This is a genomic window from Pseudonocardia adelaidensis (assembly GCF_039543345.1).
Taxonomy (GTDB): Bacteria; Actinomycetota; Actinomycetes; order Mycobacteriales; family Pseudonocardiaceae; genus Pseudonocardia; species Pseudonocardia adelaidensis.
The window spans coordinates 31,246-58,066 of the sequence record NZ_BAABJO010000022.1 but is presented as its reverse complement, the minus strand read 5'-3'; the positions used below and the strand labels follow the sequence as shown (position 1 = coordinate 58,066).

The window sequence follows — 26,821 nt, the reverse complement described above, 5'->3', positions numbered from 1 at the left end:
TCTACCGCACGTGACCCTTTCGGGCCTAGCGACACTCAGGAGCGAACGGCACCCGTCACGACCCAGTGACCGCTGCGTGCCCGCAGCGCGACCGTCGCGAAGCGGATGAGCATCATCGCCGCCAGCCCGGACCAGATGCCGGCGAGGCCCCAGCCGAACGCCAGCGACGCCCACGTCAACGGGAGGAACCCGAACACGGCCGCCGCGATCGTGGACGTCCGCAGGAACGCCGCGTCGCCCGCGCCGAGCAGCACCCCGTCGAGGGCGAACACCACGCCCGCGATCGGCTGCATCGCGGTGAAGAACCACCAGGCCACCGGCACCGCCGCGAGCACGGCGGCGTCGGGTGTGAACACCGGCGGCAGCACGCCGGAGAGGGCCGCGAACAGCACCCCGAAGGCGATGCCCAGCACCAGCCCGTAGCGGGTGACCTGGCCGGCGAGCGCCTTGGCCCGCTGGGCCCCCCGATCGGGCGAGCCGAGCGCGGCGCCGACCAGCGCCTGGGCGGCGATCGCCACCGCGTCGAGCACGAGCGCCTGGAAGAACCACAGCTGCAGCACGATCTGGTGAGCGGCGGCGGTGGCCGCACCGAACCGGGTGGCGACGGCGGCCGCGGACAGGAAGCTCGCCTGGAAGGCGAGGCTGCGGGCCAGCAGGTCACGGCCGAGCGCCAGCTGCGCGCGCAGCACGGCCGGCGCGGGCCGCAGGGCCACCACGTTCGCCCGCGCCGCGCGCACCAGGGCCACCAGGAACAGCGTGGCGCCCACCGCCTGCCCGGCGACGTTGGCGACGGCGGACCCGACCAGCCCCAGCCCCACCCAGTGCACGAGCACCGGGCAGAGCACGGCCGAGAGCCCGTTGCCCGCGAGCACGTAGCGCAGCGGCCGGGCGGTGTCCTGCACGCCGCGCATCCAGCCGTTGCCGGCGAGCGTCACCAGGACCATCGGTGCCCCCCACAGCGCCACGCGCAGCCACGTGGTGGCGGCATCCGCGATCGCGCCGCCGTCGCCCAGGGCCTCGGCGACCGGGCGGGCCACCAGCTGGCCGACCCCGATCACCAGGACCCCGACGGCGAGCGCGAGCCACGTGGCCTGCACGCCCTCCCCGACGGCGGCACCCCGGCGGCCGGCACCGTGCAGACGGGCCGCCCGGGACGTGGTGCCGTACGACAGGAAGTTCATCTGGCTCGTGACCTGGGCGAACACCACCCCGGCCACCGCAAGCCCGGCCAACGCGACCGCACCGAGCCGCCCCACCACCGCCGTGTCGACGAGCAGGTACAGCGGTTCGGCGGCGAGCACCGGGAGCGCGGGCGCGGCGAGCCGCAGCACCTCCCGCGCGGGAACGCGATCCGGCCCGCCGGTCATCCCTCGTGGCGGGGGCGGCGGCACACGTAGACGAACGCAGGCGGCAGGTTGCGCCACACCGTGGCGCTCACCAGCACCTCGTCGAACGTGCCGCGCAATCGGCGCCGGAAGCGGCGAGCCGCCCCGAGGGTCATCCCGTGCAGGTAGGCGAAGGTGGTGAACGCACCGCGGTCACCGATCACGCGGCTGATCTCACCCAGCAGCGCGCTCTGGGTGGCGTCGTCGAACAGCGCCCACGGGAGCCCGCAGATCACGGCGTCGACCTCCGCGATCCCGCGCTCGGCGAGCAGCTTGCCCAGGTCGGCGGCGTTGCCCTGCACCACGTCGAGCCGGGGCCGCGTGCGGCGCAGGTACGCGACCATCTCGGGGTCCAGCTCCACCGCCAGGTGCCGGGCACCCTCGGGCAGCTTCCCCGCGATCACCGCGCTCACCGCGCCGGTGCCCGGACCCAGCTCGACGACCGTCGGCTCCCCGGTGCGGGGCACCACCGACGCGAGCACCGCGCCGAGGCGCGCGGAGCTCGGCGCGATCGCGCCCATCGTGGCCGGGCGGCGCAGCGCCGCCGCGAGGAACGCGCGGCGGGCGGACCGCGCGTCCGCGGCGGGAGCGGTGTCGGGCGTCATGCAGGGCCTTCCTCCGATTGGCTGGGTCCCGCTCACGGTAGCGGGCGCCCTGGTCCCGTATTGCAGCAAAGCCACTTTCACGCAACGAGGTGGCATGAAGGTGGCTTTGCTGCAACGTCACGGGGCCGCAACGTCACCGGGCCAGGCGGCGCGGATCGCCGCGAGTACCTCCTGCTCGCTGCCCTCGCGGGTGAACCCTGCCGCCATCGCGTGTCCCCCGCCGCCGAGCGCGGTGGCGACGGCGGCGACGTCCACCGTGCCTGCCGAGCGCAGCGACACGCGCCACCGCCGCTCCTCCACCTGCATGACGGAGGCCACCACCTCGGCCTCCACGGCCGTCCGGAGCACGTCCACGACGCTGTCGATCTCCTCGGACCGGTACCGCAGCACGTCTGCCAGCGGGATCGTGGTGTGCAGCAGCCCCGATGGCTCCAGCACGGCCCGCTCGAGCGCCCTGCCGAGGCCTTCGAACCAGGCGAAGGGGTGGCTGTCCATCAGCGTCCTGGTCAGGGCGGCCGGGTCGGCGCCCGCCTCCACCAGCTCGGCGCCGAGCCGGTACGCCGCCGGTCCCGCGGTGCGGAAGCCGCGGGTGTCGGTGACGAGCCCGGCGTAGAGGCAGCGGGCCACGTCCGCGTCGAGGGGCGCGCCCAGCTCGACGAGGACCCGGTGCGCGAGCACCACCGTGGCCTCGGCGGCGGGGTCGAGCACCCGGATGTCGCCGAAGCCGGGGTTGGTGCCGTGGTGGTCGAGCATCACGGTGCACCGGGCCGTGTCGAGCAGCCGCCCGAGCGAGCCGAGCCGCCCCGGGTCGGCCGCATCGCAGCTGACCAGCACCTCCGGCGCCGCGCTCACGTCCGCCGGGGGCACCAGCAGCCCGAGGGCGTCGAGGGGCGCGAGGGATTCGGGCACCCGCTCCGGCGACGCGAACGCCACCTGCACGCCCGCGCCCCGCCGGTGCAGGGCGGTGCCGAGCGCCAACGCGCTTCCCAGCGCGTCCGCGTCCGGGTCGACGTGCGCCACCAGCACGACCTCGCGCGCGCGGGCGAGGGCCGCCGCCGCCTCGGCGACCGCGCGATCCACGACAGCGATCCCGTTCACTCCTCCTCGGCCCCGTCGCGGTCCCGGGGGACGCGGTACGGGTCGGGGTCGCCCGCGGGACGGGCCGAGGCCGCGAGCCGCGCCACCTCGGCGTCGGACTCCCGGGTGCGGGCGAGCAGCTCCTCCATGCGGCGGGCCTCGTCCGGCACCTGGTCGGGCACGAACACGAGCGACGGGGTGTGCCGGATCCCGGTGCCCGCGCCGACCATCGAGCGGAGCACGCCGGTGGCGCTCGCGAGCGCCGCGGCGGCGCCCGCCGCGTCGGGGTCGGCGTCGACCCGCTCCCCGAGCACCGTGTAGTACACGGTGGCCTCGCGCAGGTCGCCGGTGACCCGGGTGTCGGTGATGGTCACCATCTTCAGCCGCGGGTCCTTGACCTCGTGCTCGAGAGCGGCCGCCACGATCTGCGTGATCCGCTTGGACAGCCGCCGCGCGCGGGCGTGATCCACCACAACTACAGCCCTCCTCCGTCGGGCCGTGAGTGGGTACGGGAGTCGGAGCACTCGTACCCACTCACGACCTCATTCGTCCTCCGGGCCCAGCATGCGATGCCGGGCCGAGAGCAGCTCGAGCTCGGGGCGCGCGGCGACGAGCCGCTCGCACCGGTCGAGCACCTCGGTGACGTGGCCGGGGTCGGCCGCGACGCAGGCGACGCCGAGCAGCGCGCGCCGGTGCAGGTCGAGGTGCCCCGCCTCGGAGACGGCCACCTCGAACTTCCGGCGCAGCTCGGCCACGACCGGCCGGACCACGGATCTCTTCTGTTTGAGCGAGCGGACGTCCCCGAGGAGGACGTCCAGCTCCAACGCTCCGACGAACATGACTCTCCGAAAACGGTGGGGGGCCGGACGAGTCCGACCCCCCACCTGTTCGTCAGCTCCTCGGCTTCTCGCGCATCTCGAACGTCTCGATGACGTCGCCCTGCTTGATGTCGTTGAAGTTGCCGAGCGTGAGACCGCACTCGAAGCCCTCGCGGACCTCGACCACGTCGTCCTTGACCCGCCGCAGCGAGGCGATCGACAGGTTGTCGGCCACCACCACGCTGTCGCGCAGGAGGCGGGCCCGGGCGTTGCGCCGGATCACGCCGCCCATCACGAGGCAGCCGGCGATGGTGCCGAACCGCGACGACCGGAAGACCTCGCGGACCTCCGCGGTGCCGAGCCCGACCTCCTCGTACTCCGGCTTGAGCATGCCCTTGAGCGCCTGCTCGATCTCCTCGATGGCCTGGTAGATCACCGTGTAGTAGCGGATCTCCACGCCCTCGCGGTTGGCGAGCTCGGTGGCCTTGCCCTCGGCCCGGACGTTGAAGCCCAGCACGATGACGTTGTCGGCGATCGCGAGGTTGATGTCGCCCTCGGTGATGCCACCGACGCCGCGGTGGATGACCCGCAGCTCGACGTCGTCGCCCACCTCGATCTTCATGAGCGCGTCCTCGAGTGCCTCGACGGTACCCGAGTTGTCACCCTTGATGATCAGGTTGAGGGTGTTGGTCTCCTTCAGCGCGGCGTCCAGGTCCTCCAGGCTGACGCGCTTGCGGCGGCTGGCCAGCTCGGCGTTGCGCTCGCGGGCGCGGCGCCGGTCGGCGATCTGGCGGGCCACCCGGTCCTCGTCGACGACGAGGAACGTGTCGCCCGCGCCGGGCACCGAGGTGAACCCGATGACCTGCACCGGCCGCGAAGGCAGCGCCTCGATGACGTCCTCGCCGTGCTCGTCGAGCATGCGCCGGACACGCCCGGAGGCGTCGCCCGCGACCACCGAGTCGCCGACCCGAAGCGTGCCGCGCTGCACCAGCACGGTGGCCACCGGGCCGCGACCGCGGTCCAGGTGCGCCTCGATCGCGACGCCCTGGGCCTCCATGTTCGGGTTGGCCCGCAGGTCGAGCGCGGCGTCGGCGGTGAGCAGGATCGCCTCGAGCAACTGCTCGATGTTGATGTTCTCGCGCGCCGAGATGTCGACGAACATCGTCTCGCCGCCGTACTCCTCGGCGACCAGCCCGTACTCGGTGAGCTGCTGGCGGATCTTGGCGGGGTTGGCCCCCTCCTTGTCGATCTTGTTGACCGCGACCACCACCGGCACGTCGGCCGCCTGGGCGTGGTTGATCGCCTCGACCGTCTGCGGCATGACGCCGTCGTCGGCCGCGACCACGATCACCGCGATGTCCGTGGACTTCGCGCCGCGGGCACGCATGGCGGTGAACGCCTCGTGGCCCGGGGTGTCGATGAAGGTGATCGGCCGCTCCTGGCCGTCCAGCTCCGTCAGCACCTGGTAGGCGCCGATGTGCTGGGTGATGCCGCCCGCCTCGCCCTCGGCGACGTTCGCCTTGCGGATGGTGTCCAGCAGGCGCGTCTTGCCGTGGTCGACGTGACCCATGACGGTGACGACCGGCGGCCGGAAGACGAGATCCTCCTCGCCGCCCGCGTCCTCGCCGTAGGAGATGGAGAAGCTGTCGAGCAGCTCCCGGTCCTCCTCCTCCGGGCTGACGACCTGGACGTCGTAGTTCATCTCGGTGCCGAGCAACTCGAGGATCTCGTCGGAGACCGACTGGGTGGCCGTCACCATCTCGCCGAGGTGGAACAGCACCTGCACCAGCGACGCCGGGTTGGCGTTGATCTTGTCGGCGAAATCGGTGAGCGACGCGCCGCGCGGCAGCTTGATCGTCTCGCCGCTGCCCTTGGGCAGGCGGACGCCGCCGACCGAGGGCGCCTGCATCGAGTCGAACTCCTGGCGCTTCTGCCGCTTCGACTTGCGCCCCTTGCGCGCCGGTCCACCGGGACGGCCGAACGCACCCGCGGCACCGCCGCGACCACGACCGCCACCACCGGGACGACCGCCACCACCGCGGAAGCCGCCACCGGCCGGGGCACCGCCCCCACCGGGACCGCCGCCACCCGGGCGGAAGCCACCGCCACCGCCACCGGGACGACCGCCACCACCGGGACGACCGCCCGGACCACCGGGACGACCACCGGGGCCGCCACGGCCACCGCCGCCACCGCCGGGACGGCCACCCGCCGGACGCGCCGGCATCATGCCGGGGTTGGGCCGCGGGGGCATGTTGCCGGGCGAGGGACGCGGGCCACCGCGACCGGCGTCACCGGAACGCGGGGCCGCCGGGCGGGGACCACCGGGGCGCGGGCCACCCTGGCCCTGCCCCTGGCCGCCCTGCCCGGGGGCCTGCCCGCCACCGGGCGGGCCGGGACGCGGCGCAGCGGGGCGCGGCGGGGCGCCCGAGCCGACACCGAACGGGTTGTTGCCGACCCGCGGCGTGCGCGGGCCGGGACGCGGGGCCGCGGGCCGAGGCGGCACGACGCCGGGAGCTTCGGCCGCTGCGGCCGGGCGCTGCTGGGCGGGTGCCGGGCCCGGACGCGGACCGGGACGCGGACCGGAGCCGGGACGCTGCTGGGCGGGGGCGGGCGAATCCGCCGCCGCCGCGGGACGCTGCGTGTCCGGCTCCTGGGCCGCCGGACGCTGCGCGGCCGGGGCCTGGGGCTCGCTGCGCGGGGCCTCGGGCTGCGGCGCGGGGGCCTGCGGGCCGGGACGGGGTCCCGGACGCGGGCCACTGGGCCGCTCGGCGCCCAGTGCGGGCGTCGACGGGGACTGGGCGGGGCGCTCCTGCTGACGGGGCGGACCGGGAACCGGGCCGCCGGGCCGGGGCTGGGCGCCGGGAGTCGACGCGCCGCCGCCCGGACGCGGGCGGCCGCCACCACCGCGACGACGCCCGTCGCCGGAGTCGCCGCCACCGGCGAGCGACTCACGAAGCTTGCGGGCGACCGGTGCCTCGACCGTCGACGAGGGGGACTTCACGTACTCCCCGAGGTCCTGCAACTTGCTGAGGACCTGCTTACTGCTGACTCCGAGCTCTTTCGCGAGCTCGTGCACGCGGGCCTTGCCTGCCACTGCACTCCTTGTTTCCGGAGGCCGGGCGGCGGCACCGCTCGACCTCGAACCTAGTGTCGAAGCACGTTCATGGTGCGATCTTCACGACTGGCTCATGACGGGTCGACCTTGCTTCCTGGTGTGCTGGACCCGGGTGTCTCCCGGGCCCCGTTGTCGCGCACGGTGCCGATGTGGGCCCGTACCGGCGCGGTGTCCAGCGGTCCCGGGACGCGGAGCGCCCGCGGGAACGCCGAGCGTCGCTCGGCACGGTCCAGGCACTCCGGGGCGAGGTGCAACCACGCACCACGCCCGGGGAGCCTGCGCCGCGGGTCCGGGATCAGGATCCCGTCCACCGCGACGACCCTCAACAGACCGTCGGCCACGTCCCGGCGCCGACAACCGACGCATGTCCGGACGGGTCCCGCGGCGGATCGTTGATCCGGGGCGGGGGCCGGTCGTGCGGGGGCCGGACCCGGGTGGTGGGCCGGTGTGGAGTGTAGCGCAGGGGCTGCGCCCGCTCCTGCATCGCGGGGTGATCGACGGCTCAGCCGACCGACTCCGTCTCGGGCGCGTCGATGGCCCCGCGGGGGTCGGCGTCGCTGCGGATGTCGATGCGCCAACCGGTGAGGCGGGCCGCCAACCGGGCGTTCTGCCCTTCCTTGCCGATGGCGAGCGAGAGCTGGAAGTCCGGCACGACGACCCGTGCGGTCTTCGTGCGGGCGTCCAGCACCGTGACCGAAACCACCTTCGACGGCGAGAGCGCGTTGCCGACGAACGTGGCGGGGTCCTCGGACCAGTCGATGATGTCGATCTTCTCTCCGGCCAGCTCGCTCATCACGCCGCGCACCCGGGCACCCACCGGGCCGATGCAGGCCCCCTTGGGGTTGACGCCGGACACGGTGGACCGGACCGCGATCTTGGACCGGTGGCCTGCCTCCCGGGCGACCGCGACGATCTCCACGGAACCGTCGACGATCTCCGGGACCTCGAGCGCGAAGAGCTTGCGCACGAGGTTGGGATGCGTGCGACTCAACGTGATCTGCGTCCCCCGCATTCCCCGGCTGACGCCCACCACGTAGCACCGGATCCGCTCGCCGTGCTCGTAGCGCTCGCCGGGCACCTGCTCCGCCTGCGGCAGCACGCCCTCCGTGCCGCCGGAGAGCTGGACGATCACCACGCCGCGGGCGTTGGCGCGCGCGTCGCGCTGGATCACGCCCGCGACGACCTCGCCCTCCTTCGCGGCGAACTCACCGTAGGTGCGCTCGTGCTCGGCGTCGCGCAGCCGCTGCACGATCACCTGCCGCGCGGTGGTGGCGGCGATCCGCCCGAACCCCTCCGGGGTGTCGTCCCACTCGGTGTCGACGGCCCCGTCGGGCCCCAGCTCCTGGGCGAGCACCCGCACCGCGCCCGTCTTGCGGTCGATGTCGATCCGCGCGTGCGGCTGGTGGCCGTCGGTGTGCTTGTACGCGGTGAGCAGCGCGGTCTCGATGGCCTCGATGACCGTGTCGAACGGGATGTCCTTCTCGCGCTCGATGGTGCGCAGCGCCGCGATGTCGACGTTCACGCCGTACCCTCCTCTTGCAGCAGCGCCACCTCGTGCTCCGGCGCAGGCCGGAACTCCACCTGCACGCCGGCGTGGGCCACGTCGGCGTAGCGCACCTCGCGCCGCCGCCCGTCGACGAGCAGCGTGACGGCCTCCTCGCCGGCCGCACCGACCCGCCCGGTGAACCGGGTGCCGTCGTGCATCCGGACCGCCACCTGGCGCAGGTGTGCCCGCCGCCAGTGCCGCTGCCCCGTGAGCGGGCGGTCGACGCCGGGGGAGGTGACCTCCAGCGTGTACGAGCCCCCGATGAGGTGCTCGTGCCGGTCCAGCTCGGCGGAGATCGCCCGGGAGACGGCGGCGATGTCGTCCAGGCCCACGCCCGCGTCGGAGTCGACCACCACCTTGACGGTGTGGCGGCGGCCCGCGGCCCGGACGTCGAGCTGGTCGAGCTCGAAGCCGGCGTCCGCGACGATCGGCGCCAACACGCCGTGCAGCTGGCCGGGCTCGGCCCCGGCTTCCTGCGCGGGGCGGGGGGAGGGCATCGCGTCTACTCCTAGGAACGGTGTGGGTCTGTCAGGGTATCGCGACCCCGATCGGGCTCCTGCACGCCGTTACCGCCCGTGCACCCCCCGGCACCCGACCGCGCCCGGACAGCCGCCTGGCAGGATGTGCGCCCGGCGCGAGCGGTGGACGAGCCGCGCGCACGGGTCGAGGGGACGTCGAGGAGACGTGGTGGCAGGAGCGGCGTGGAGCCGCCGGCGGGTGCTCGCCGGGCTGCTGCTCCTCCCACCCGCGGTGGCCGGCTGCTCGCTCGGCCGCGCGACCGGGCCGAGCGGGCCCGACCCGCTGATCGCCCTCGCCGACGCCGCCCGCGCCGATGCCGCGCTCGCGGCCGCCGCGGTGGCGGCCGACCATGGCCTCGCCGCGGCGCTGCAGCCGCTCGTCGACGCCCGCACCCGGCACGCCGCCGCGCTCGAGGCCGAGATCACCCGGCTGGACCCGGACCGGCCCACCCCCGCCCCGGCTCCCCCGCCCACGTCCCGCCCGGGCCGCACCGAGGTGCAGCGCGCGGTGCTCGCGTCGGGACGGGCCGCCGGGGAGGCCGCGTTCGGCCTGCCGCCCGAGCGGGTCGGGCTCGTCGCCTCCGTGGCCGCGTGCTGCAGCGCGTACGCGGAGGTGCTCAAGTGAGTTCGGCGAACCCGCGGATCGACGACACCGCCGTGGCGGCGCTGCAGAACGCGCTCGCCGCCGAGCACGCCGCCATCTGGTGCTACGCGCTCGCCATCGCCTTCCTCTCCGGCGCCGACGCGACGCGGGCCCGCGAGGACGAGAACGCGCACCGGGAGCTGCGCAGCCAGGTCGAGGAGACGCTCACCCAGCTCGGCGCCCCGGCCGTCTCCGCGCAACCCGCCTACGCCACGCCGCGACCGGTCACCGACCCGGCGTCGGCCGCCCAGCTCGCCGTGGTCGCCGAGACCGATGCGCTGGCCGCATGGCGGTCGCTGCTCGAACGCACTCAGGACCGGGCCCTGCGCCAGGCCGCACTGGACACCATGAGCGCCGGCACGCTGCGCTGCGCGCGCTGGCGCGCGGCGGTGGACCAGACACCCACCATCCCGGTGTTCCCCGGGCAGCCGTAGCCGGCCCCTGCTCGTGGCCGCGCAGCCGACTTCGCACATCCAGTAGGAACTTCGCACAAGGCGGGCCTTGTGCGAAGTCGGGGCTGGGTGTGTGAAGTCCTATCCGGACGGCTGGAGTGCCTCCAGGGCGCGGGCGACGTCGGCCTCGGTGTTGTAGAGGTGGAACGCCAGGCGGGCGGCGCCCGCGCGGGCCGCGCTCACCACACCGGCGGCGGCCAGCCGCTCCCCCGCGCCCTCCCGGCGCACGGAGACGATCGCCGAGCCGGCCGGTTCCATCCCCAGTCCGGCGCGGAACGCGTCGGCGAGTCCGACGCAGTGGGCGTGCACCGCGGCCCGGTCGAGGCCCGCCAGCCACGGCAGTGCCACCGCCGCGCCGACGTGGCAGTACCAGGCCGGCGACGTGTCGAGTGCCCGCGCGTCCGCCGCCAGGGTCATCGGCAGGCCGTAGACGTCCGACCAACGGTCGGCGCCCGCGTACCAGCCGGCCGCCGACGGGGCGGCCGCCAGCTCCGGGTGGATCGCCATCCACGCGACCCCGCGCGGGCTGAGCAGCCACTTGTAGCCCGCGGCCACCACGGCGTCGGCCCAGGACAGGTCGGCGTCCAGCCAGCCGAGCGACTGCGTGGCGTCGAGGACGACGCGGGTGCCGCCCGCACGGGCCGCGCGCAGGGCGTCCAGGTCGACCAGCCGGCCGTCGGCGGACTGCACCGTGCTCACCGCGACGAGGTCGAACTCCCCCGCGCGCGGGCCCACCTGCGCGAGGTCGACCTCGGTGACCGAGACGCCCCGCTCGGCCTGCGCCGCGAACGGCCACGTCACGCTCGTGAACTCCCCGCCCGCGACGAGCACGCGCGCGCCCGCGGGCAGGGCCGCCGCGACCAGCCCGACGAGAGCGGACACCGCGGGCCCGATCGCCACCCGGTCGGCACCGACCCCGACGAGGTCGGCGAACCCCGCCCTGGCCCGGGCCACCGGCTCGTCGTACTCGCCGGCCCGGCCGGCACCCGCCCGCCACCCGGCGACCGCGGAGGTCACCGCCTCACCGACGGCGACGGAGGGGATGCCGATGCTGGCCGTGTTCAGGTATCCGTCCGGAACGTCGAACTCCTCGCCGAATGACACGCGCACGCGGGGGACACTACGGGCGTGGACAGCCAGCTGATCGAGGTCCGGACCGGCGGCCGCGAGACCCTCGTCGACCTCACCGACGAGATCGCCGCCTTCCTCCGCTCCGCGGGTGCCCGGGACGGGCTGCTCAACGTCTGGGTCCCGCATGCCACCGCGGGCCTCGCGGTGATCGAGACCGGCGCGGGGAGCGACACCGACCTCCTCACCGCCCTGCGCGACCTGCTCCCCGCGGACGACCGCTGGACGCACCGGCACGGCAGCCCCGGCCACGGCCGCGACCACGTGCTGCCCGCGCTCGTGGCGCCGTCGATGTCCGTGCCCGTGCTGGACGGCAGCACCGCGCTGGGCACGTGGCAGTCGGTGTGCCTGGTCGACACGAACGGCGACAACCCCGTGCGCTCCGTCCGCCTCTCCTACCTGCCCGGCTGAGCCCGCAGGCGGAGGGCGGCGAGGCGGTCGGCCACGTCGGCCGCGGTGCGGAGGCGACCGGCGCCCTCGGCGATGCAGTCGCGCACCACAGCGGCTTCCCCCGGTTCGAGGCCGGGCCGAACCTGCGGGCTCGTGGAGCGCAGCTCGCGGATCGCCCCGAGCGGGTGTCCCGGCAGCTCGCCGTAGAGGCCCCCACCGGACAGGACCCGGTGGATCGTGGCCCCGAGCGCCCACACCTCGGTGCGTCGCGACGGGCTCGCGCCGTCGAGCAGATCCGGGTCGCGGAACTCCAGCACGCCGCCGCGGCCCGCGCCCGGCACCACCGCGCCGGGCATCAGCACCCGGGCCAGGCCCGGCTCGGCCAGCCGCCCGCCCAGCGTGCCGTTCGCCTCCTCGGCGAGCAGGACGTTGCCGGGGTGGATCCCGCCGTGGACGATCCCGGCCTCGTGCAGGGCGTGCGCGCCGCGGGCGGCGTGTTCGAGGGCCGCGAGTACCTCGGCGCTGGCCGGCCGGATCGCCTGCTGCTCGGCGAGCGAGCCGAGCGGGAGGTACTCCATCGCGTACGCGAAGTTCTCCCCCAGCACCGCGTCGAATACGGGCACGACGTGCGGCGACCCGACGGCCGCCACCGCCCGCAGCTCCTGTACGGCCCGGTCGAACGCCGGCTCGCCCACGCGCTCGGTGAACACCTTCACCGCGACCAGCTCGCCGGAACGGGCCGGCGGCCGGGCGACGTAGCAGCGCGCGTGCGGGCCCTCGCCCAGCAGGCCCACGACCTCGTAGTCGGCGATCGACGCGGGGGCGAGCGTCGTGGACGGGTCCAACCCGGCGCCCTCCTCTCGCTAGGGCTACCGCGCTCCGGACGGCGCCTCGAACTGGAAGCTGCGGCCCCCGATCCGCACCCGGGTGCCCGGCACCAGCCGGTGCGTCTCCCCCGCGGGCAGCTGGGTCCACCCCTGCTCCCCCGGCGGCGAGACGAACGTGCCGTTGCGGGAGCCGACGTCGACGAGCAGCGCCTCCCACCCGTTCACCACGATCTGCGCATGCACGCGCGACACCGCGCCGGAGGAATCCTCGAGCGCGAGCGAGCGCAGCGCACCGGACGCGACCCGCGGGTCGGCCTCCGGCATCCGGCCCATCAGGTACTCGGCGTCGACGGTGTAGGTGGCGCCGTCGTCGAACACGAGCAGGCCGACGGGCGGCCGCTGGTGCTCCTCCGGCCGGTTCTCGACCACGAGCCCGCTCGTGGCGGCCCCGTCGTCCAGCGGCGGGTGCTCCTGCTCCTCGGGTGCCGCGCCCAGGATCCGTTCCGACCGCAGCGCGGTGGTGTGCGGTGAGTCCACGTCCGGGTCGGCCAGCGGGTGGACCTGTTCCGCCGCCGGTGCCTCCTGGGCCGGGACCCCGAGCCGGGGGGTGCCGTCGCCGGAGTCGTCGAGGGGCCCGTCGTCCGCGGGCGGGGCCGGTTCGGGCGCGATCGGAGGGATCGAACCGATCCGGGTCTCCTCCGCCGACCCCGAGCCGAAGCCGCCGGGGTCGGACCCGGGATCGACGTTCGCGTAGTCGTCCGCCCCGCGCTCGTCGGCGACCTCCGCGCGATCGTCCGCGCCGGGATCGGGCTCACCGCCGGCGGCCTCGGCCCCGGCGGCGGCCTCGTCGTCGGGCAACCGGTGCCGGCGGCGACGCCGGTCGGACGGCCCGATCGCGGTCAGCCCGGACTCCGTGCCGCCCTCGGTGGGGGTGGCGAACCAGCCCTCGATCCGATCCGGGCGGCCGGCGTCCCGGTCGCGGTCGTCGCTCCACGGGCTGCGGTCCGTCTCCTGGGCCGGGGCCTCCGGCCCACCGAGGAGGTCGTACGCGGCGCCGTTGACCAGGCCGCCCGCACTGCGGACACCGTTGCGGCCGCCCTCGTGGGGGGCGTCGGGATCGGGACGCTCCCCGGGACGGTCCTGGTGGGCGTCCCCGGAGTCGTCCACGGGCCCGGCGGGCCGGTCGCGGCCGGTGTCGGACACGCGGCCGAGGTCGCGACCGAGATCGCGGACGCCCAGATCACGGCCCAGATCACGGCCCAGATCACGGCCCAGATCACCGAGGGAGCCGCGGCGCGGGATCCACCCGCGGTGCGCGACACCGTTCGTGCCCGAGGGCACCGGGCGCAGGTGGGGGCGGCCGGACGGACGCTCGGCGGCGGTGCCGGGATCGGCGGCCTGGTGGCTCTCGAGGGAGCCGACGCCGCCCCGGGACGGGAGGCCGTTGCCCGTGCCGTCGCCGGGGTAGACCCCTTCGGCGGACGGGGTGGGCGCGGGCTCCGCGCCCCACTGCCGCTCCGCGCCGCTGACGTCGAGCCACCGCGAGTCGGGCTGGCGGGCGCGCGCCGACTCGTCCGCGGCGTCGACCGAGCCGTGGTCCCCGCTCGGCACGAGGACGGCGCCCGCACCGGGCACGACGCCGGCGCGCAGGTCGTGGACGCCGTCGACGAGGCCGGGTGGGATCGGCCCGCCCTCGAGCGCGAGCACCACCGGGGCGTCGGGGCGCGGCAGCAGCCGGTCGGTCCACGCCACCGACTGGGCGCCCGAGAGCGCCACCTGCCGGTCCGGCACGACCAGCCCCACCGAGCCGTAGAGGAACACCGCCCATTGCTCGCCGCGCTGGGAGCCGCCACGCGGGTCTCCCCCGGTGACGGCCACGGTGCCGAAGCGCAGCCCGTCGCCGGGCGCTTCGGAGCCGCCGAGCCACATCGCGAGCTTGCGCGCGAGCGCCCGGCCGGGCTCGTGCCCGGACGCGGTGGCGCACACGTCGAGGAGCTGGCGCAGGACGTTCCGGTCGGCGCACTCGGCCACGCAGACCACACCTGGCCAGCGCCCCACGACACCGGCACCGGGCACGACTGCGGCGCGCAGCGCGTCGAAGTCCACTGGGTCTACCTCCCCCGCGGAGGCCGCAGGCGGACCGGCGGGACGGCCAGTCCGCCACCGGCCAGGTGACGGTCACGGTCGTGCACTACTGCAGACGATCGACGGGAACGGTACGGGGCGCGTGATCCACGATCACAGCCGCACCACCGTCGTTGCAGGTGGTGATGGTGCGAGTCCGGTGTGTGACCGGACCCGACCCACCGTTGCACGGGCCCAGTCGACCACGAACGGGTGACACCCGACCAGACCGGTCGCCGCTCAGCAGGTGCAGGTCAGCGCGCGCCCGCCACCTCGGCGAGGTGTGCGACCGCGGATTCGACCGCGATCTCCTGCCGTTCACCGCTGCGGCGGTCCTTCACCTCGACGACGCCGTTGGCGAGGCCCCGCCCGACCACCACGATCGTCGGCACACCGATCAGCTCGGCATCGGCGAACTTGACGCCCGGTGTCGCCTTGCGGTCGTCCAGGAGAACGCGCACGCCCGCGGCGTGGAGATCGGCGGCGAGCCGCTCCCCGCCCGCGACGATCTCGTCGCTCTTGCCGGCGATCACGATGTGGACGTCGGCGGGCGCGACGGCGCGCGGCCAGATCAGGCCCGACCCGTCGTGGCTCTGCTCGGCGATCGCACCGACCAGCCGCGACACCCCGATGCCGTAGGAGCCCATCGTGATCCGCACCGGCTTGCCGTCGGCGCCGAGCGCGTCGAGCTGGGCCGCGTCGGAGTACTTGCGGCCGAGCTGGAACACGTGCCCGATCTCGATGCCGCGGGCCGTCTCCAGTGGGCCGGAGCCGTCGGGGGCGGGGTCGCCCTCGCGCACCTCGGCGGCCTCGATCGTGCCGTCCGGGGTGAAATCGCGGCCGCAGACGAGGTCGACGACGTGGTGGTCGGGCTTGTCGGCGCCGGTGACCCACGCCGTGCCGGGCACGATCCGCGGGTCGACGAGGTAGCGCACGCCGTTGGCGGCCAGCGCGGCAGGCCCGATGTAGCCCTTGACGAGGAACGGGTTGGCCGCGAAGTCGGCCTCGTCCAGCAGGGCGACCTCGGCGGGGTCGAGCGCGGCCTCGAGCCGCTTCATGTCGACCTCGCGGTCGCCGGGCACCCCGATCGCGAGCAGCGTCCACTCGTCGGCCCCGGGGTGCCGGGTCTTGATCAGCACGTTCTTGAGGGTGTCGGCAGCGGTGAAGGTGCGCCCGAGGTCCGCCTTCTCGTTGAGGAAGTCGACGAGGGTCTCGATCGTCGGGGTGTCGGGCGTGTGGTGCGCCTGCGCGGCGGGCAGCCCTTCGATCGACCGCGCGGGCGGCGCGGGCGTGGTGACCGCCTCGACGTTCGCCGCGTAGCCGCCGGGGCTGCGCACGTAGGTGTCCTCACCGGTGGGAGCCACCGCGAGGAACTCCTCCGACGCCGAGCCGCCCATCGCGCCCGACGTCGCCTCGACGACGACGTACTCGAGGCCGAGCCGGTCGAAGATCCGGACGTAGGCGTCGCGGTGCAGCCGGTAGGACTCGGCGAGGCCCTCGTCGCTGAGGTCGAAGGAGTAGGAGTCCTTCATGAGGAACTCGCGGCCGCGCAGGATGCCGGCGCGGGGCCGCGCCTCGTCCCGGTACTTGGTCTGGACCTGGTACAGCATCACCGGGTAGTCCTTGTAGGACGAGTACTCGCCCTTCACCACGAGCGTGAACAGCTCCTCGTGGGTGGGTCCGAGCAGGTAGTCCCCGCCCCGGCGGTCCTTGAGCCGGAAGATGTTGGGGCCGTACTCGGTCCAGCGCCCGGTGGCCTCGTAGGGCTCCTTCGGCAGCAGCGCGGGGAACTGGATCTCCTGCGAGCCGATGGCGTCCATCTCCTCGCGCACGACCTGCTCGATGTTGCGCAGCACCCGCAGGCCCAGCGGCAGCCAGGTGTAGATGCCCGGCGCGACGCGGCGGACGTAGCCGGCGCGGACGAGCAGCTTGTGGCTCGGTACCTCCGCATCGGCCGGGTCCTCGCGCAGGGTCCGCAGGAACAGCGACGACATCCGGGTCAGCACCTGGGAAAGGGTAGCGACGCCCGGTGGAGGCGGTTGCGCGCGGGCCAGGACGCTCGCACACCAACCTCTGCGTTCACACACCAACTGCAGTTCGTGTGCCGGCACCACGGTTCGTGTGCGAGCGCCGCTTCCCTCAGCGCGCCTCTCGCAGATGGGTGTTGGGCTCGCGGGCGGCGTCGGCGAGCTCGGGCAGCTCCACCACGTCGACGCCGCCCGCCCGCAGCAGCTCGGCGCCCTCCCCGTCGACGAACACGCCCGGCTCGCGCCAGGCGAACACCACGCGGTCGACGCCGGCGGCGAGGATCAGCTCGGTGCAGGTCCGAGGCCGGGACGACCGCGCGCTGCACGGTTCGAGCGAGCTGTACACCGTCGTGCCGGGCGGGGCGCGCCAGCCCGGACCCAGGTCGGCGAGGGCGGACTCCTCCGCGTGGTCGTGCGGGTGCCGGCGGCGCGACCACCCCTCCGCGAGCACGGTGCCACCCGCGTCGACCACGAGCGCGCCCACCGAGAACGCCGTGTCCGACGGCGGGCTCCGCCGCGCGAGCTCGACCGCCCGTGCCAGCAGTTCCCTGTCGTCACTCATCGGCGTCCCCCAGCAGGTAGCGCAGGAGGACGAGATCGCCGATCGGGCGGGCCTCCGCCAGGCGCATCCGGTGCGCCGCGCCGTGCGGGAAGCGCCCCGGCCCGACGAACCGCGGTGCCCTCGCGTCGCCCACGAAGAACGGGGCGACGACAAGCTGCAGCTCGTCGGCGACGCCCGCGGTGAGGAACAGCGTGTGCATCGCGGTGCCGCCCTCCACCATGAGCCGCCGCACGCCGCGGTCCGCGAGGTCGGCCAGCAGCCGGTGCAGGTCGAGCGGGTCGCCCGCGTCCACGACGTCGGCGACCGCACCCACGGCCTTCCGCGCGGTGCCCACCCCCGGTGTCGCGGCGTAGACGAGCTTCGGCCCGTCGCCGGTGGTGAAGAAGCGCGCCGCGGGGTCGAGGTCCCCGGAACCGGTGACCGTGACCTTGAGCGGGTACGCGGCGCGTCCCTCGGCGACCCTGGCAGCCCGGCGCCCCGCGGAACGCACGTTCAGGCGCGGGTCGTCCCGGCGCAGCGTGGTGGCCCCGACCAGGATCGCGTCGACCCCCGCCCGCACCTCGTCGACCCGGTCGAGATCGGCGGCGTCGGAGAGCAGCAGCGGCTCCGGCCCCGTGTCGTCGATGTGGCCGTCCACCGACATGGCGGCGGAGAGCAGCACGTAGGGGCGGTCGGGCACGGACCGATCCTGCCCCATCCCGCGCGGCCGGGCTCACGGCGGCGCGAGAAGCGTACGGATGCCGACGCCGGACTTGATCAGCAGTTCGGCGCGTTCCGGGTTGGGTTCGCCCGTTCTCGCGCCGAGACATCGATCACGCCCGGGAAGCCCGGCCTCCGGCCCACTCCACGCCACCTGCCGCACCCCTTGTCCGCTCCCCCGCCCCGTTCCGCCGCACGCCACCCGTCGGCGGGCAGCGTCGGCGGAGCCGGTGCGCACGAGCCGGCACGGGGGCGCCGGGCGGCCCGTTCTGGCGGTGATCGTCGCTAGCGTCCGCGCCATGGCTCTTTCCATCGGCATGGTCACGGTCGACTGCGCAGACCCGGCGGCACTGTCCACGTTCTGGTCGGCCGCACTCGACACCACCGTCGCCCAGAACTACGACGACGCGTTCATCATGCTGGCCCCGCCGCCGCGGGGTGGGCCCTTGCTGGCCTTCCAGCTGGTGCCGGAGCCGCGGTCGGGCAAGAACCGGCTGCACCTCGACCTCGGAGCGCCGGTGGGCGGCCGGCAGGCGGAGGTGGAGCGGCTCGTCCGGCTCGGGGCCACGGAGCTCGGCGAGCGCGGGGACCCGTCGGTCTTCGCCTGGACCACCCTCACCGATCCGGAGGGCAACGAGTTCTGCATCGGCGAGCACGAGGGGGTCAGCTCTCCAGCAGCTCCGTGACGAGCGCACCCACGGCGGGGGCCTCCACGAGGAACCCGTCGTGGCCGTACGGGGAGTCGATCACCTGCAGCGGCGCGGCCCGCCGGATGCCGGCCACGAGCTCGGCCTGCTGCTCCGGCGGGTAGAGCCGGTCGGAACTGATGCCGGCCACGAGCGTCCGCGCCGTCACGCGGGCGAGGCCCGCCGTGCTGCCGCCCCGGCCCCGGCCCACGTCGTGGGCGTTCATCAGCTCGGTCAGCCGCACGTAGGACATCGCGTCGAAGCGGCGCACGAGCTTGCGGGCGTGGTGGTCCAGGTAGGACTCCACCGCGTACCGCCCGCCGTGCCACGGGTCCTCGCCGGCCTGGGCGTCGCGGCCGAAGCGCTCGCCCAGCTCGAACGCGCTGCGGTAGCTCAGGTGCGCGATCCGCCGGGCCACGCCCAGCCCGCGGTGGGGGCCCTGCCCGGGCGGGGCGTCGTGGTAGTCGCCGCCCCGCCAGCCCGGGTCGTCGCGGATCGCGGCGAGCTGCGGGGCGGCCCAGCCGATCTGGTCGGCAGTGGTGGCCGCCGGGCAGGCGAGCAGGCACAGCCGGGTGACGCGGTCCGGCTCGGTGGCCGCCCATTCGAGGGCCCGCATCCCGCCCATGGAGCCGCCGATCACGAGCGCCCAGGCGTCCACGCCGAGCGCGTCGGCGAGCACGCGCTCGGCCACCACGGTGTCCCGCGCGGTGACGAGGGGGAAGCGGCTGCCCCACGGCCTGCCGTCCGGGGCGGGCGATGCGGGGCCGGTGCTGCCCTGGCAGCCGCCCACGACGTTCGGCGCCACGACGAACCAGCGCGCCGGGTCGAGCGCCCGGCCCGGCCCGATGAGCGCGTCCCACCAACCGGGGGTCGGGTGGCCGGGCCCGGCGGGGCCGGTCACGTGGCTGTCACCGGTGAGGGCGTGCAGCACGAGCACGGCGTTTGAGGCGTCCGCGTTCAGCGCGCCCCACGTCTCGTACGCGAGCCGGACGCCGGGCAGCGAGCCCCCGGCCTCCAGCGGCAACGGCTCCGGAAGCGTGATCCACTGCCTGCGCCCTGGCTCGTCGCCATCCCGCCACGCACCAGTGGCGAGGGGGAGCTCGGTGTCGACCGCGGTCACCGCGTGGAACCGACGTACCCGAACCCGATCACGTCGACGACGGTAATCGGCGCGTCGTCGGCCGCACAACCTAGGCTCCAGCCCGTGCTGGTCCTGCTTCCCCCGTCGGAGACCAAGCGTGACGGCGGCGACGGGCCGCCGCTGCGGCTCGAGGCGCTCTCCCACCCGGCGCTGGACGCGGTGCGCACGGCGCTGGTGAAAGAGCTCGTCGACCTGGCCGCCGACGAGCGCGCGTGCCGGGCCGCCCTCGGACTTTCCGCCGCCCAGGACGCCGAGATCGCCCGCAACGCCGCGCTGTGGACGTCGCCCACCATGCCCGCGCTGCACCGCTACACGGGGGTGCTCTACGACGCGCTCGACGCCGGGTCGCTGCGCGGCACGGCGGCGGCGCGGGCGCGGGCCCGGCTCGTCGTCGGGTCGGCCCTGTTCGGGCTGCTGCGCGCCGACGACCCGGTGCCGGCGTACCGGCTGTCGGCCGGGTCCGCGCTCCCGGCCGGGGGCACCCTCGCCGCCCGGTGGAAGCCGGTGCTGGAGCCCGAGCTGGCGGCCCTCGCCGCGTCGGACCTGGTGGTGGACCTGCGGTCGGGCTCCTACGCGGCGCTGGGCCGGGTGCCGGGTGCCGTCACGGTGAACGTCCTCGCGGAGCGGCCCGACGGCAGCCGCAGCGTCGTGAGCCACTTCAACAAGGCGCACAAGGGCAGGCTCGCCCGCGTGCTCGCCGGTTCCCGCGCCGAGCCCGCGGACGCCGCCGGCGTCGCGGCGATCGCGCGCAGGGCGGGGATGCGGGTGGAGCGCAGGGGGAACGCCCTGGAGATCGTGATCCCCGCGTAAACCGGTTGTGCGGGACTCCCGGGCTCCGGAAGGCTCCCGCAGCAGGTCGCCGGAGCCGGCGTGATCAGGAGGAGGTGCGACATGTCGATCCCTGTCCGGGACGTGGCATGCCCTCGTCCGATCCCCGCCCCGCGCTGACGACGATCGGCGGGGCGCACACTCCCCCTGGAGCCCCGCGTTGCCCGACCACGAGTCGTATTCCGAGATCTACGGATCCGAGGCGATCTACGAATCCGAGGCGATCTACGAATCCAAGGCCTCCCGCAAGCCGCGCCGTCGCCGCTTCGACGACGACGCCCCCGCGCCCCGGCGCCGCGAGCCCGACCTGTCCACGCTGGACGAGCGGCTCGGCATCGACCCCGACGGCCCGCCCGAGGGCGACCGCTGGTCGACGTGGGACGGCGCCGAGCACGGGCCGGACCCGCGTCCGGACTGGGTGGTCACCGAGCACGCCGCGGTCGACACCGAGCTCGGCGTGATCAAGACCGGCAAGGAGGCCGACGTCCACCTCGTCGAGCGCGCCGTGCCGGGTACCGGGCGGCGCAGCCTGATGGCCGCCAAGCGCTACCGCTCCCCGGAGCACCGCATGTTCCACCGCGACGCCGGCTACCTCGAGGGCAGGCGCGTGCGCCGGTCCCGCGAGACGCGGGCGATGGCGAACCGCACGGCCTTCGGCCGCGAGATCCTCGCCGGGCGGTGGGCGAGCGCGGAGTTCGCGGCGCTCTCGCGCCTCTGGGCCGACGGCGTCGCGGTGCCCTACCCCGTGCAGTGCAGCGGCACCGAGCTCCTGCTCGAGTTCCTCGGCAGCGACGACGGCACGGCGGCGCCGCGGCTCGCCCAGCTGCGTCCCGGCCGGGACGAGCTGTGTGATCTCTGGCACCAGCTCGTCGACGCCCTGCTCGGCATGGCCCGCCACGGACTCACCCACGGCGACCTGTCCGCGTACAACCTCCTCGTGCACGACGGGCGGCTGGTACTGATCGACCTTCCGCAGGTCGTGGACGTCGTGGGCAACCCGCAGGGACCCGAGTACCTGGCCCGTGACGTCCGGCGGATCGGCGAGTGGTTCACCGCCCGCGGGCTGCCGGGCGAGGTCGGCACACCGGACGCCCTCCTCGCGGAGCTGCGGGCGGAGGCGGGAATGCCCGGAGGTGGTGGGGTGTCACAGGAATAGCCCGCCGACGGCAACGTCCGCGGCCGGGCGCTCGGCTACTGTTGTTCACGAGCGCCCGGCCCGTCACGGCTCTGAAGCGGGCGCAGCCCGCAGTACCCATCAGGGCGCGACACCGCGCCCGGGCTCGTCCCGAGATCCCAGCCGCCGTCCGGCGCTGCTTCTCCGTGCGACGTGCCACGTCCCGGAGGTCCTTCTTGTCATCCCCGTCCCCTCGCCGTGCCGCGCCGTCTGCTCGCTCGCAGGCTCGCTCGGAGAACTCGGCGAGCCCGCGGTCGCGTCGCTCCGACGGCGGCCGCACCCGCTCCCCCCGCGGCCGCTCCCGCACCCCGCAGAACCGTCCCGCGCTCGCCCCCGTCGCGCCTGCAGAGGAGCTGTGGGCCGCTCCCGAGTCGGGCATGCCCTCGTTCGCCGAGCTCGGCCTGCCCGAGCCCGTCGTGCGCGCGCTCGCCGCGGGCGGCTTCACGCAGCCGTTCCCCATCCAGGCCGCGACGCTCCCCGACACCCTCGCGGGCCGCGACCTGCTCGGCCGAGGCCAGACCGGCTCCGGCAAGACGCTCGCGTTCGGCCTCGCGCTGCTTTCCCGCCTCGCCGAGCTGCGCGCCGGGCGTCCCCGGCCCCGGCAACCGCGCGGGCTGGTGCTCGTCCCCACCCGCGAGCTGGCCCAGCAGGTCGAGGACGCGCTCGCCCCGTACGCACGGGCGCTCGGCCTGTCCACGGCCGTCGTCGTGGGCGGGCTGTCGTTCAACCGGCAGGCGAGTGAGCTGGCGCGCGGCGTCGACCTGGTCGTCGCCACTCCCGGCCGGCTCACCGACCACACCAACCAGCGCACGTGCGACCTGTCGCAGGTCGCGATCACGGTGCTCGACGAGGCCGACCGCATGTCGGACATGGGCTTCCTGCCCCAGGTCAGGGCCATCCTGAACCTCACCCCGGCCGACGGTCAGCGGCTGCTGTTCTCGGCCACGCTCGACGGCGAGGTGGGCGCGCTGGTCCGCCAGTACCTCACCGACCCCGTCACCCGCGCGGTCGCCTCGGCCACGGCCCAGGTGGCCACCATGGACCACCACGTGCTGCTCGTCGACAGGGCCGCCAAGCCGCGGATCGTCACCGAGGTCGCCGCGCGGGACGGGCGCACCATCCTGTTCGCCCGCACCAAGCACGGCGTCGACCGGCTCGTGAAGATCCTGCGGCGCGAGGGCGTGGCCGCCGGCGCGCTGCACGGCGGCAAGGCGCAGAACGCCCGCAACCGGGCGATCGCCGAGTTCAAGGAAGGCCGCACCCCGGTGCTCGTGGCCACCGACGTGGCCGCGCGCGGCATCCACATCGACGACGTCAGCCTCGTCGTGCACGTCGACCCGCCCGCCGACCCGAAGGACTACCTGCACCGGGCCGGGCGCACGGCGCGGGCCGGCGACTCGGGAACGGTCGTCACGCTCGTCACGCCCGACGAGCGGCGCGACGTCGAGCGGATGATGCGGCTCGCGGGGGTGCGCGCGGCACAGACCGAGGTGCGGGCGGGCGACGGCGAGCTGGCCCGCATCACGGGTGCGCGGTTGCCGTCCGGTGTTCCGGTCGTCGAGCCGCCCCGGCAGGCGCAGACCCCGCGGCGGGGCGGCGGCAGGCGCTCCGGCGGGCCCGGGCGGCGCAGGCGCGCGGCCGCCGCCTGACGCCGTGACCAAGATGTGATCCCGAGGTCGGCCCGCAACGGCCGCTGCGCAGGCGTTTTCTCAGCCGTTCCACAGTGACCGCCTGCCACCTTTCATGACGGATCTACTCGAACCGGACACCGAGGTGCTCGTGCGCGCTCCCCGCTCCCTCGCCGCTGTGCTGGCGGTGCTCACCGCGGCGCTGGCCGCCTGCTCGGCCGACCCCGTCGCGTCGCCGATGCTGCCCTCCCCGAACGCGACGCTGCCGCCCATCGAGCTCGAGGGCGACTGGACGTGGACGAAGCAGGCGGCCCCGCTCGAGCTCGGCGTCACCCACACCCAGAACAGCCTCGACGACACCGAGCCCGCCGAGGCCCGTCAGCGGGGGGTCGACATCCTCGCCGCCGACAGCGCGATCTGGCAGAACCACCACCTCATGGGCTTCGGCACGGACAACCCGGAACCGGAGCCGGGCGAGTACGACTGGAAGACGCTCGACCGGCGCATGAAGCTCACCGAGGAGACCGGGCAGAAGAGCATGCTGACGCTCTGCTGCTCGCCCGACTGGATGAAGGGCGGCGAGGAGGGCGAGACCGACTGGGACGAGCTCGAGGCGGCGCCGGAGCCGGAGCACTTCGGCGACTTCGCGAAGCTCGCCGCGGAGGCGGTGAAGCGCTACCCGCAGGTCGAGCGGGTGATGGTGTGGAACGAGCTCAAGGGCTTCTGGAGCGACGCGAAGGGCCGTTGGGACTACGAGGGGTACACCGATCTCTACAACCAGGTCTACCGGGCCGTGAAGGACGTGCGGCCCGACGTGCAGGTCGGCGGCCCGTACGTCGTGCTCATCAGCCTCGACCAGGGAGCCCAGGACACCTCCACCACCGTCACCGGGCCGTGGGGCGCTGCCGACCAGCGCACCCTCGACGTGGTCGACTACTGGCTCCAGAACAACGTCGGCGCCGACTTCCTGGCGGTCGACGCCGCCTCGAACATCCGGGACAAGGACGGCCTCCCCCCGTTGGACGGCGCCCGCAAGTACGCCGACCTGGCCCGCTGGCTGCAGCAGCGCACCGACCTGCCGATCTGGTGGGCCGAGTACTACCCCGAGGTCCCGGCGGGTGAGAGCGACGACCCGGCCAGCCCGGCCAACGCCGCCGTCAACCTCGCCGCCATCGCCGCCATGGCCGAGTCCGGCACGGCGGGCGCCCTGCTGTGGGGCCCGCAGGCCGACGAGCTCGGTTCCCCCGCGCTGTGGACGGACGCCACCAAGGACGACGGCGGCCAGCCGCTCCCGCTCACCCAGTCCTGGCAGTTCCTCGTGCCGCGGATGGCCACCGGCGACGTCGAGATCGGCCGCTCGCCGTCCCGGCCCGACCTGCTCGCCTTCCGGGCCGACGACGGTGTGGTGGTGGTCAACCTGAGCGCCGACGCCACCGAGCTCGCCCCGGGCAAGGAGCTCGCGCCATGGCAGATCGAGGTCGGCGGCCGCGACTCCTGACCACCCACCCGTGAGCGGATACGGGTGCTGGAGCACTCGTATCCGCGCACGGCGTTTCAGCGACGGCGCGCGGCCCTTCTCAGCTGGAGGATCCGCAGGCCACCCGGGATCGCGACGAGCAGCAGCCCCGCGACGGCCGCGAGCAGCAGTGCGACGCCGATGGGCAGGGTGCCCGATGCGCCCAGGAAGTTGATCTGCACCGGTGTGCCGTTCTGCAGGATGAAGATCAGCAGGAACAGCAGCACCACCGCGGAGAGGATCAGGCCCGTCCACAGGACACCGGAGCGCGAGCGCGCCGCGGGCTCCTCCGGCGGCCAGCCCGCCCGCGCCTTCGGCTCGCTGGGCGTCGGCACCGTGGGGCCGTCGGCGACGACGGGGCGCATCGTCGGCTGCGTGGACGGGTCGGCGTGCGGGTCGGCCGGGCCGACCCTGCCGTAGGCGGGCGAGCGCACGTTCATCGCCCGGGTCGGGTCGTCGGTCATCCGCCCACCTCGCTCGCTCGACACCGTCCGTGAGTATCCCGCAACAGCATCGTTCACGCGACGTTCTGCGATCTTGGTACTCAGGACGATCTTGGTACTCAGGACGATCCTGGTGCTCAGGACCGCCGCATCGGGACGTGCGCGACGCCGTCCCAGTCGTAGGCCTCGCCCACCTGCCCGAAGCCGAACCGGCGGTAGAACCCCGCGAGGTGCTCCTGCGCGTCCAGCAGGCACACCCGGTCACCGACCTCGGCGAGCGCCGCCTCCATCAGCTGCCGGCCGAGCCCTCGTCCGCGCACCGACCGCGCGGTGCAGAGCCGGCCGATCCGGAACTCGCCCGTCGGCTCCCGCAGCAGCCGCACGCAGCCGAGCAGGGGCTCCGGGGTGCCCTCGCCGCCCAGCCAGAAGTGCCGGGTGCTCTCCTCGAGGTCGCGCCCGTCGAGCTCCGCGTACGGGCAGGCCTGCTCCACGACGAACACGTCGACCCGCAACCGCAGCAGCTCGTAGAGGGTGCCCGGCCGCAGGTCCGCCGCCCAGGCGCGGTGCACCGTGGCCGTCTCCGTCTCGCTGCTCATCGCTCGCCCTCGCTGGCGCTCGGGCGGCGCTTCGCGCGGGCGCTGTGCTTATGATTCGCTCGCTGACGCTCGCTCATCCCGAATTGCCTACCAGATCGGGGGAGCGCGCGCCGCCCACGGCCGTGCGACGCTCGCCGGGTGCTCCGACCCGTGATCGTCGCCGCCGCCGCAGCAGTCACCGTCGCCGCCGTCACCGCGTCGACCGCCGAGCGTCCCCCGCTCCCCCTGCGCCCCGACGGTTACGGCGTCGCCCAGCCCACGCCACCCGACCTGGTGGACCGCAGGCTGCCCACCCGCGACATCCTTCCGCCGCCCGCCGACGGGCGGTTCGCGTCCACGGTCGGGCCGGTGCCCGACGACGTGCTCGCCCGCTCGACCTGGAAGCCGGAATGCCCGGTGCAGCCGGCCGACCTCCGGTACGTCACCGTCGCCTTCCACGGTTTCGACGGAGCCCCGCACACCGGCGAGCTGATCGTCGCCGCCCGGGTCGCCGACGACGTCGCGGCCGCGTTCGGCGACCTCTACGAGGCCGGATTCCCGATCGAGGAGATGCGCGTCGTCGAGCCTGACGAGCTCACCGCCCCGCCCACCGGCGACGACAACAACACCACGGCGTTCGTCTGCCGCCCCGCCACCGGCCTCACCCGGTGGTCGGCGCACGCCCTGGGCCTCGCCGTTGACGTGAACCCGTTCCAGAACCCCTACAGCAAGGGCGACCTCGTGCTGCCCGAGCTCGCGTCCGCCTACCTGGACCGCGACCGCGGCCTGCCGGGCATGATCGTCGACGGCGGCCCGGTCGTCGCGGCGTTCGAACGCATCGGCTGGAAGTGGGGCGGGCGCTGGAAGTCACCGGTGGACCGGCACCACTTCTCGCAGACGGGCACGTAGCG

Annotated in this window: 27 protein-coding genes; 9 read left to right on the top strand and 18 right to left on the bottom strand. The window is 74.9% G+C overall.

Annotated features, from left to right (window positions below; genetic code table 11):
* Nucleotides 1-35 precede the first annotated feature (35 nt).
* From ABEA81_RS26245 to rimP, 9 genes are all read right to left on the bottom strand, one after another.
* Nucleotides 36-1,367 carry an MATE family efflux transporter gene (locus tag ABEA81_RS26245; RefSeq protein ID WP_345608093.1) on the bottom strand — a complete coding sequence of 444 codons (1,332 nt, stop codon included), beginning with the start codon at nucleotides 1,365-1,367 and terminating at the stop codon, nucleotides 36-38.
* A complete protein-coding gene (locus ABEA81_RS26240; RefSeq protein ID WP_345608091.1) occupies nucleotides 1,364-1,990 on the bottom strand; it encodes a class I SAM-dependent methyltransferase in 627 nt (208 codons plus the stop codon). The genes ABEA81_RS26245 and ABEA81_RS26240 overlap by 4 nt, the downstream gene beginning before the upstream one ends.
* A gap of 117 nt (nucleotides 1,991-2,107) precedes the next feature.
* Complete coding sequence (locus tag ABEA81_RS26235) at nucleotides 2,108-3,070, bottom strand: DHH family phosphoesterase (protein WP_345608089.1); 963 nt, start codon at nucleotides 3,068-3,070, stop codon at nucleotides 2,108-2,110.
* Between the two features lie 14 nt (nucleotides 3,071-3,084).
* Nucleotides 3,085-3,540 carry a 30S ribosome-binding factor RbfA gene (rbfA, locus tag ABEA81_RS26230; protein ID WP_345608087.1) on the bottom strand — a complete coding sequence of 152 codons (456 nt, stop codon included), beginning with the start codon at nucleotides 3,538-3,540 and terminating at the stop codon, nucleotides 3,085-3,087.
* 69 nt (nucleotides 3,541-3,609) lie between these two features.
* Nucleotides 3,610-3,906 (bottom strand): DUF503 domain-containing protein, encoded by a 297-nt coding sequence (locus ABEA81_RS26225; RefSeq protein WP_345608085.1) that lies wholly within the window; start codon nucleotides 3,904-3,906, stop codon nucleotides 3,610-3,612.
* A 52-nt stretch (nucleotides 3,907-3,958) separates the two neighbouring features.
* Nucleotides 3,959-6,982 (bottom strand): translation initiation factor IF-2, encoded by a 3,024-nt coding sequence (infB, locus tag ABEA81_RS26220; RefSeq protein ID WP_345608083.1) that lies wholly within the window; start codon nucleotides 6,980-6,982, stop codon nucleotides 3,959-3,961.
* Nucleotides 6,983-7,074: 92 nt separating this feature from the next.
* A complete protein-coding gene (locus ABEA81_RS42755; protein WP_425570659.1) occupies nucleotides 7,075-7,314 on the bottom strand; it encodes a YlxR family protein in 240 nt (79 codons plus the stop codon).
* A gap of 191 nt (nucleotides 7,315-7,505) precedes the next feature.
* On the bottom strand, nucleotides 7,506-8,525 hold the full coding sequence (nusA, locus tag ABEA81_RS26210) for a transcription termination factor NusA (protein WP_345608079.1): 1,020 nt from the start codon (nucleotides 8,523-8,525) through the stop codon (nucleotides 7,506-7,508).
* A complete protein-coding gene (rimP, locus tag ABEA81_RS26205; RefSeq protein ID WP_345608077.1) occupies nucleotides 8,522-9,046 on the bottom strand; it encodes a ribosome maturation factor RimP in 525 nt (174 codons plus the stop codon). Before rimP ends, nusA begins: the two co-directional genes overlap by 4 nt.
* Nucleotides 9,047-9,236: 190 nt before the next feature.
* Here rimP and ABEA81_RS26200 point away from each other — a divergent pair, with 190 nt between their 5' ends.
* Entirely contained in the window at nucleotides 9,237-9,692 is a 456-nt protein-coding gene (locus tag ABEA81_RS26200; protein WP_345608075.1) for a hypothetical protein, read from the top strand.
* Nucleotides 9,689-10,144, top strand: coding sequence for a ferritin-like domain-containing protein (locus ABEA81_RS26195; protein WP_345608073.1), 456 nt, complete (start codon nucleotides 9,689-9,691; stop codon nucleotides 10,142-10,144). Before ABEA81_RS26200 ends, ABEA81_RS26195 begins: the two co-directional genes overlap by 4 nt.
* A gap of 99 nt (nucleotides 10,145-10,243) precedes the next feature.
* Here the strand turns inward: ABEA81_RS26195 and ABEA81_RS26190 are convergent, their stop codons facing one another.
* Nucleotides 10,244-11,272 carry an aminotransferase class V-fold PLP-dependent enzyme gene (locus ABEA81_RS26190; protein WP_345608070.1) on the bottom strand — a complete coding sequence of 343 codons (1,029 nt, stop codon included), beginning with the start codon at nucleotides 11,270-11,272 and terminating at the stop codon, nucleotides 10,244-10,246.
* A gap of 18 nt (nucleotides 11,273-11,290) precedes the next feature.
* Here ABEA81_RS26190 and ABEA81_RS26185 point away from each other — a divergent pair, with 18 nt between their 5' ends.
* Complete coding sequence (locus tag ABEA81_RS26185) at nucleotides 11,291-11,701, top strand: secondary thiamine-phosphate synthase enzyme YjbQ (protein WP_345608068.1); 411 nt, start codon at nucleotides 11,291-11,293, stop codon at nucleotides 11,699-11,701.
* Here ABEA81_RS26185 and ABEA81_RS26180 read toward each other — a convergent pair.
* From ABEA81_RS26180 to ABEA81_RS26160, 5 genes are all read right to left on the bottom strand, one after another.
* On the bottom strand, nucleotides 11,686-12,525 hold the full coding sequence (locus ABEA81_RS26180) for a protein kinase domain-containing protein (protein ID WP_345608066.1): 840 nt from the start codon (nucleotides 12,523-12,525) through the stop codon (nucleotides 11,686-11,688). The two genes, ABEA81_RS26185 and ABEA81_RS26180, sit on opposite strands and share 16 nt — an antisense overlap.
* 24 nt (nucleotides 12,526-12,549) lie before the next feature.
* On the bottom strand, nucleotides 12,550-14,613 hold the full coding sequence (locus ABEA81_RS26175; protein ID WP_345608064.1) for an FHA domain-containing protein: 2,064 nt from the start codon (nucleotides 14,611-14,613) through the stop codon (nucleotides 12,550-12,552).
* A gap of 272 nt (nucleotides 14,614-14,885) precedes the next feature.
* Nucleotides 14,886-16,637: a proline--tRNA ligase gene (locus ABEA81_RS26170; RefSeq protein ID WP_345608062.1), complete on the bottom strand. Its 1,752-nt coding sequence runs from the start codon at nucleotides 16,635-16,637 to the stop codon at nucleotides 14,886-14,888.
* Nucleotides 16,638-16,770: 133 nt separating this feature from the next.
* Nucleotides 16,771-17,220, bottom strand: coding sequence for a cytidine/deoxycytidylate deaminase family protein (locus ABEA81_RS26165; protein ID WP_345608060.1), 450 nt, complete (start codon nucleotides 17,218-17,220; stop codon nucleotides 16,771-16,773).
* Nucleotides 17,213-17,899, bottom strand: a complete 687-nt coding sequence (locus ABEA81_RS26160; RefSeq protein ID WP_345608058.1) for a RibD family protein — start codon at nucleotides 17,897-17,899, stop codon at nucleotides 17,213-17,215. The genes ABEA81_RS26165 and ABEA81_RS26160 overlap by 8 nt, the downstream gene beginning before the upstream one ends.
* A 319-nt stretch (nucleotides 17,900-18,218) precedes the next feature.
* On the opposite strand from ABEA81_RS26160, the gene ABEA81_RS26155 reads away from it, so the two are divergent.
* Entirely contained in the window at nucleotides 18,219-18,605 is a 387-nt protein-coding gene (locus tag ABEA81_RS26155) for a VOC family protein (protein ID WP_345608055.1), read from the top strand.
* Here the strand turns inward: ABEA81_RS26155 and metX are convergent.
* Entirely contained in the window at nucleotides 18,583-19,725 is a 1,143-nt protein-coding gene (gene metX, locus ABEA81_RS26150; protein WP_345608053.1) for a homoserine O-acetyltransferase MetX, read from the bottom strand. The genes ABEA81_RS26155 and metX overlap by 23 nt on opposite strands.
* Nucleotides 19,726-19,809: 84 nt before the next feature.
* Here metX and yaaA point away from each other — a divergent pair, with 84 nt between their 5' ends.
* From yaaA to ABEA81_RS26130, 4 genes are all read left to right on the top strand, one after another.
* The gene (gene yaaA / locus ABEA81_RS26145; RefSeq protein WP_345608051.1) at nucleotides 19,810-20,556 is read left to right on the top strand and encodes a peroxide stress protein YaaA; all 747 of its coding nucleotides are present in this window, start codon (nucleotides 19,810-19,812) and stop codon (nucleotides 20,554-20,556) included.
* A gap of 205 nt (nucleotides 20,557-20,761) precedes the next feature.
* Nucleotides 20,762-21,730, top strand: a complete 969-nt coding sequence (locus tag ABEA81_RS26140; RefSeq protein ID WP_425570665.1) for a serine protein kinase RIO — start codon at nucleotides 20,762-20,764, stop codon at nucleotides 21,728-21,730.
* A 395-nt stretch (nucleotides 21,731-22,125) separates the two neighbouring features.
* Nucleotides 22,126-23,397, top strand: a complete 1,272-nt coding sequence (locus ABEA81_RS26135) for a DEAD/DEAH box helicase (protein ID WP_345608047.1) — start codon at nucleotides 22,126-22,128, stop codon at nucleotides 23,395-23,397.
* 94 nt (nucleotides 23,398-23,491) lie between these two features.
* Nucleotides 23,492-24,874: a hypothetical protein gene (locus ABEA81_RS26130; RefSeq protein ID WP_345608045.1), complete on the top strand. Its 1,383-nt coding sequence runs from the start codon at nucleotides 23,492-23,494 to the stop codon at nucleotides 24,872-24,874.
* A gap of 56 nt (nucleotides 24,875-24,930) precedes the next feature.
* Here the strand turns inward: ABEA81_RS26130 and ABEA81_RS26125 are convergent, their stop codons facing one another.
* Nucleotides 24,931-25,356 (bottom strand): lipopolysaccharide assembly protein LapA domain-containing protein, encoded by a 426-nt coding sequence (locus ABEA81_RS26125; protein ID WP_345608043.1) that lies wholly within the window; start codon nucleotides 25,354-25,356, stop codon nucleotides 24,931-24,933.
* A gap of 116 nt (nucleotides 25,357-25,472) precedes the next feature.
* Nucleotides 25,473-25,931 (bottom strand): GNAT family N-acetyltransferase, encoded by a 459-nt coding sequence (locus ABEA81_RS26120; RefSeq protein ID WP_345608041.1) that lies wholly within the window; start codon nucleotides 25,929-25,931, stop codon nucleotides 25,473-25,475.
* 138 nt (nucleotides 25,932-26,069) lie between these two features.
* Here ABEA81_RS26120 and ABEA81_RS26115 point away from each other — a divergent pair, with 138 nt between their 5' ends.
* Entirely contained in the window at nucleotides 26,070-26,819 is a 750-nt protein-coding gene (locus tag ABEA81_RS26115) for a M15 family metallopeptidase (RefSeq protein ID WP_345608039.1), read from the top strand.
* The last annotated feature ends 2 nt before the right edge of the window (nucleotides 26,820-26,821 follow it).

Coding starts and splice junctions, on each gene's coding strand:
- ABEA81_RS26165 (WP_345608060.1), bottom strand. CDS start 17,220: ATGAGTGACGACAGGGAACTGCTGGCACGGGCGGTCGAGCTCGCGCGG.
- ABEA81_RS26240 (WP_345608091.1), bottom strand. CDS start 1,990: ATGACGCCCGACACCGCTCCCGCCGCGGACGCGCGGTCCGCCCGCCGC.
- ABEA81_RS26225 (WP_345608085.1), bottom strand. CDS start 3,906: ATGTTCGTCGGAGCGTTGGAGCTGGACGTCCTCCTCGGGGACGTCCGC.
- ABEA81_RS26135 (WP_345608047.1), top strand. CDS start 22,126: ATGCCCTCGTTCGCCGAGCTCGGCCTGCCCGAGCCCGTCGTGCGCGCG.
- ABEA81_RS26155 (WP_345608055.1), top strand. CDS start 18,219: ATGGCTCTTTCCATCGGCATGGTCACGGTCGACTGCGCAGACCCGGCG.
- rimP (WP_345608077.1), bottom strand. CDS start 9,046: ATGCCCTCCCCCCGCCCCGCGCAGGAAGCCGGGGCCGAGCCCGGCCAG.
- ABEA81_RS26130 (WP_345608045.1), top strand. CDS start 23,492: ATGACGGATCTACTCGAACCGGACACCGAGGTGCTCGTGCGCGCTCCC.
- ABEA81_RS26125 (WP_345608043.1), bottom strand. CDS start 25,356: ATGACCGACGACCCGACCCGGGCGATGAACGTGCGCTCGCCCGCCTAC.
- ABEA81_RS26245 (WP_345608093.1), bottom strand. CDS start 1,367: ATGACCGGCGGGCCGGATCGCGTTCCCGCGCGGGAGGTGCTGCGGCTC.
- ABEA81_RS26120 (WP_345608041.1), bottom strand. CDS start 25,931: ATGAGCAGCGAGACGGAGACGGCCACGGTGCACCGCGCCTGGGCGGCG.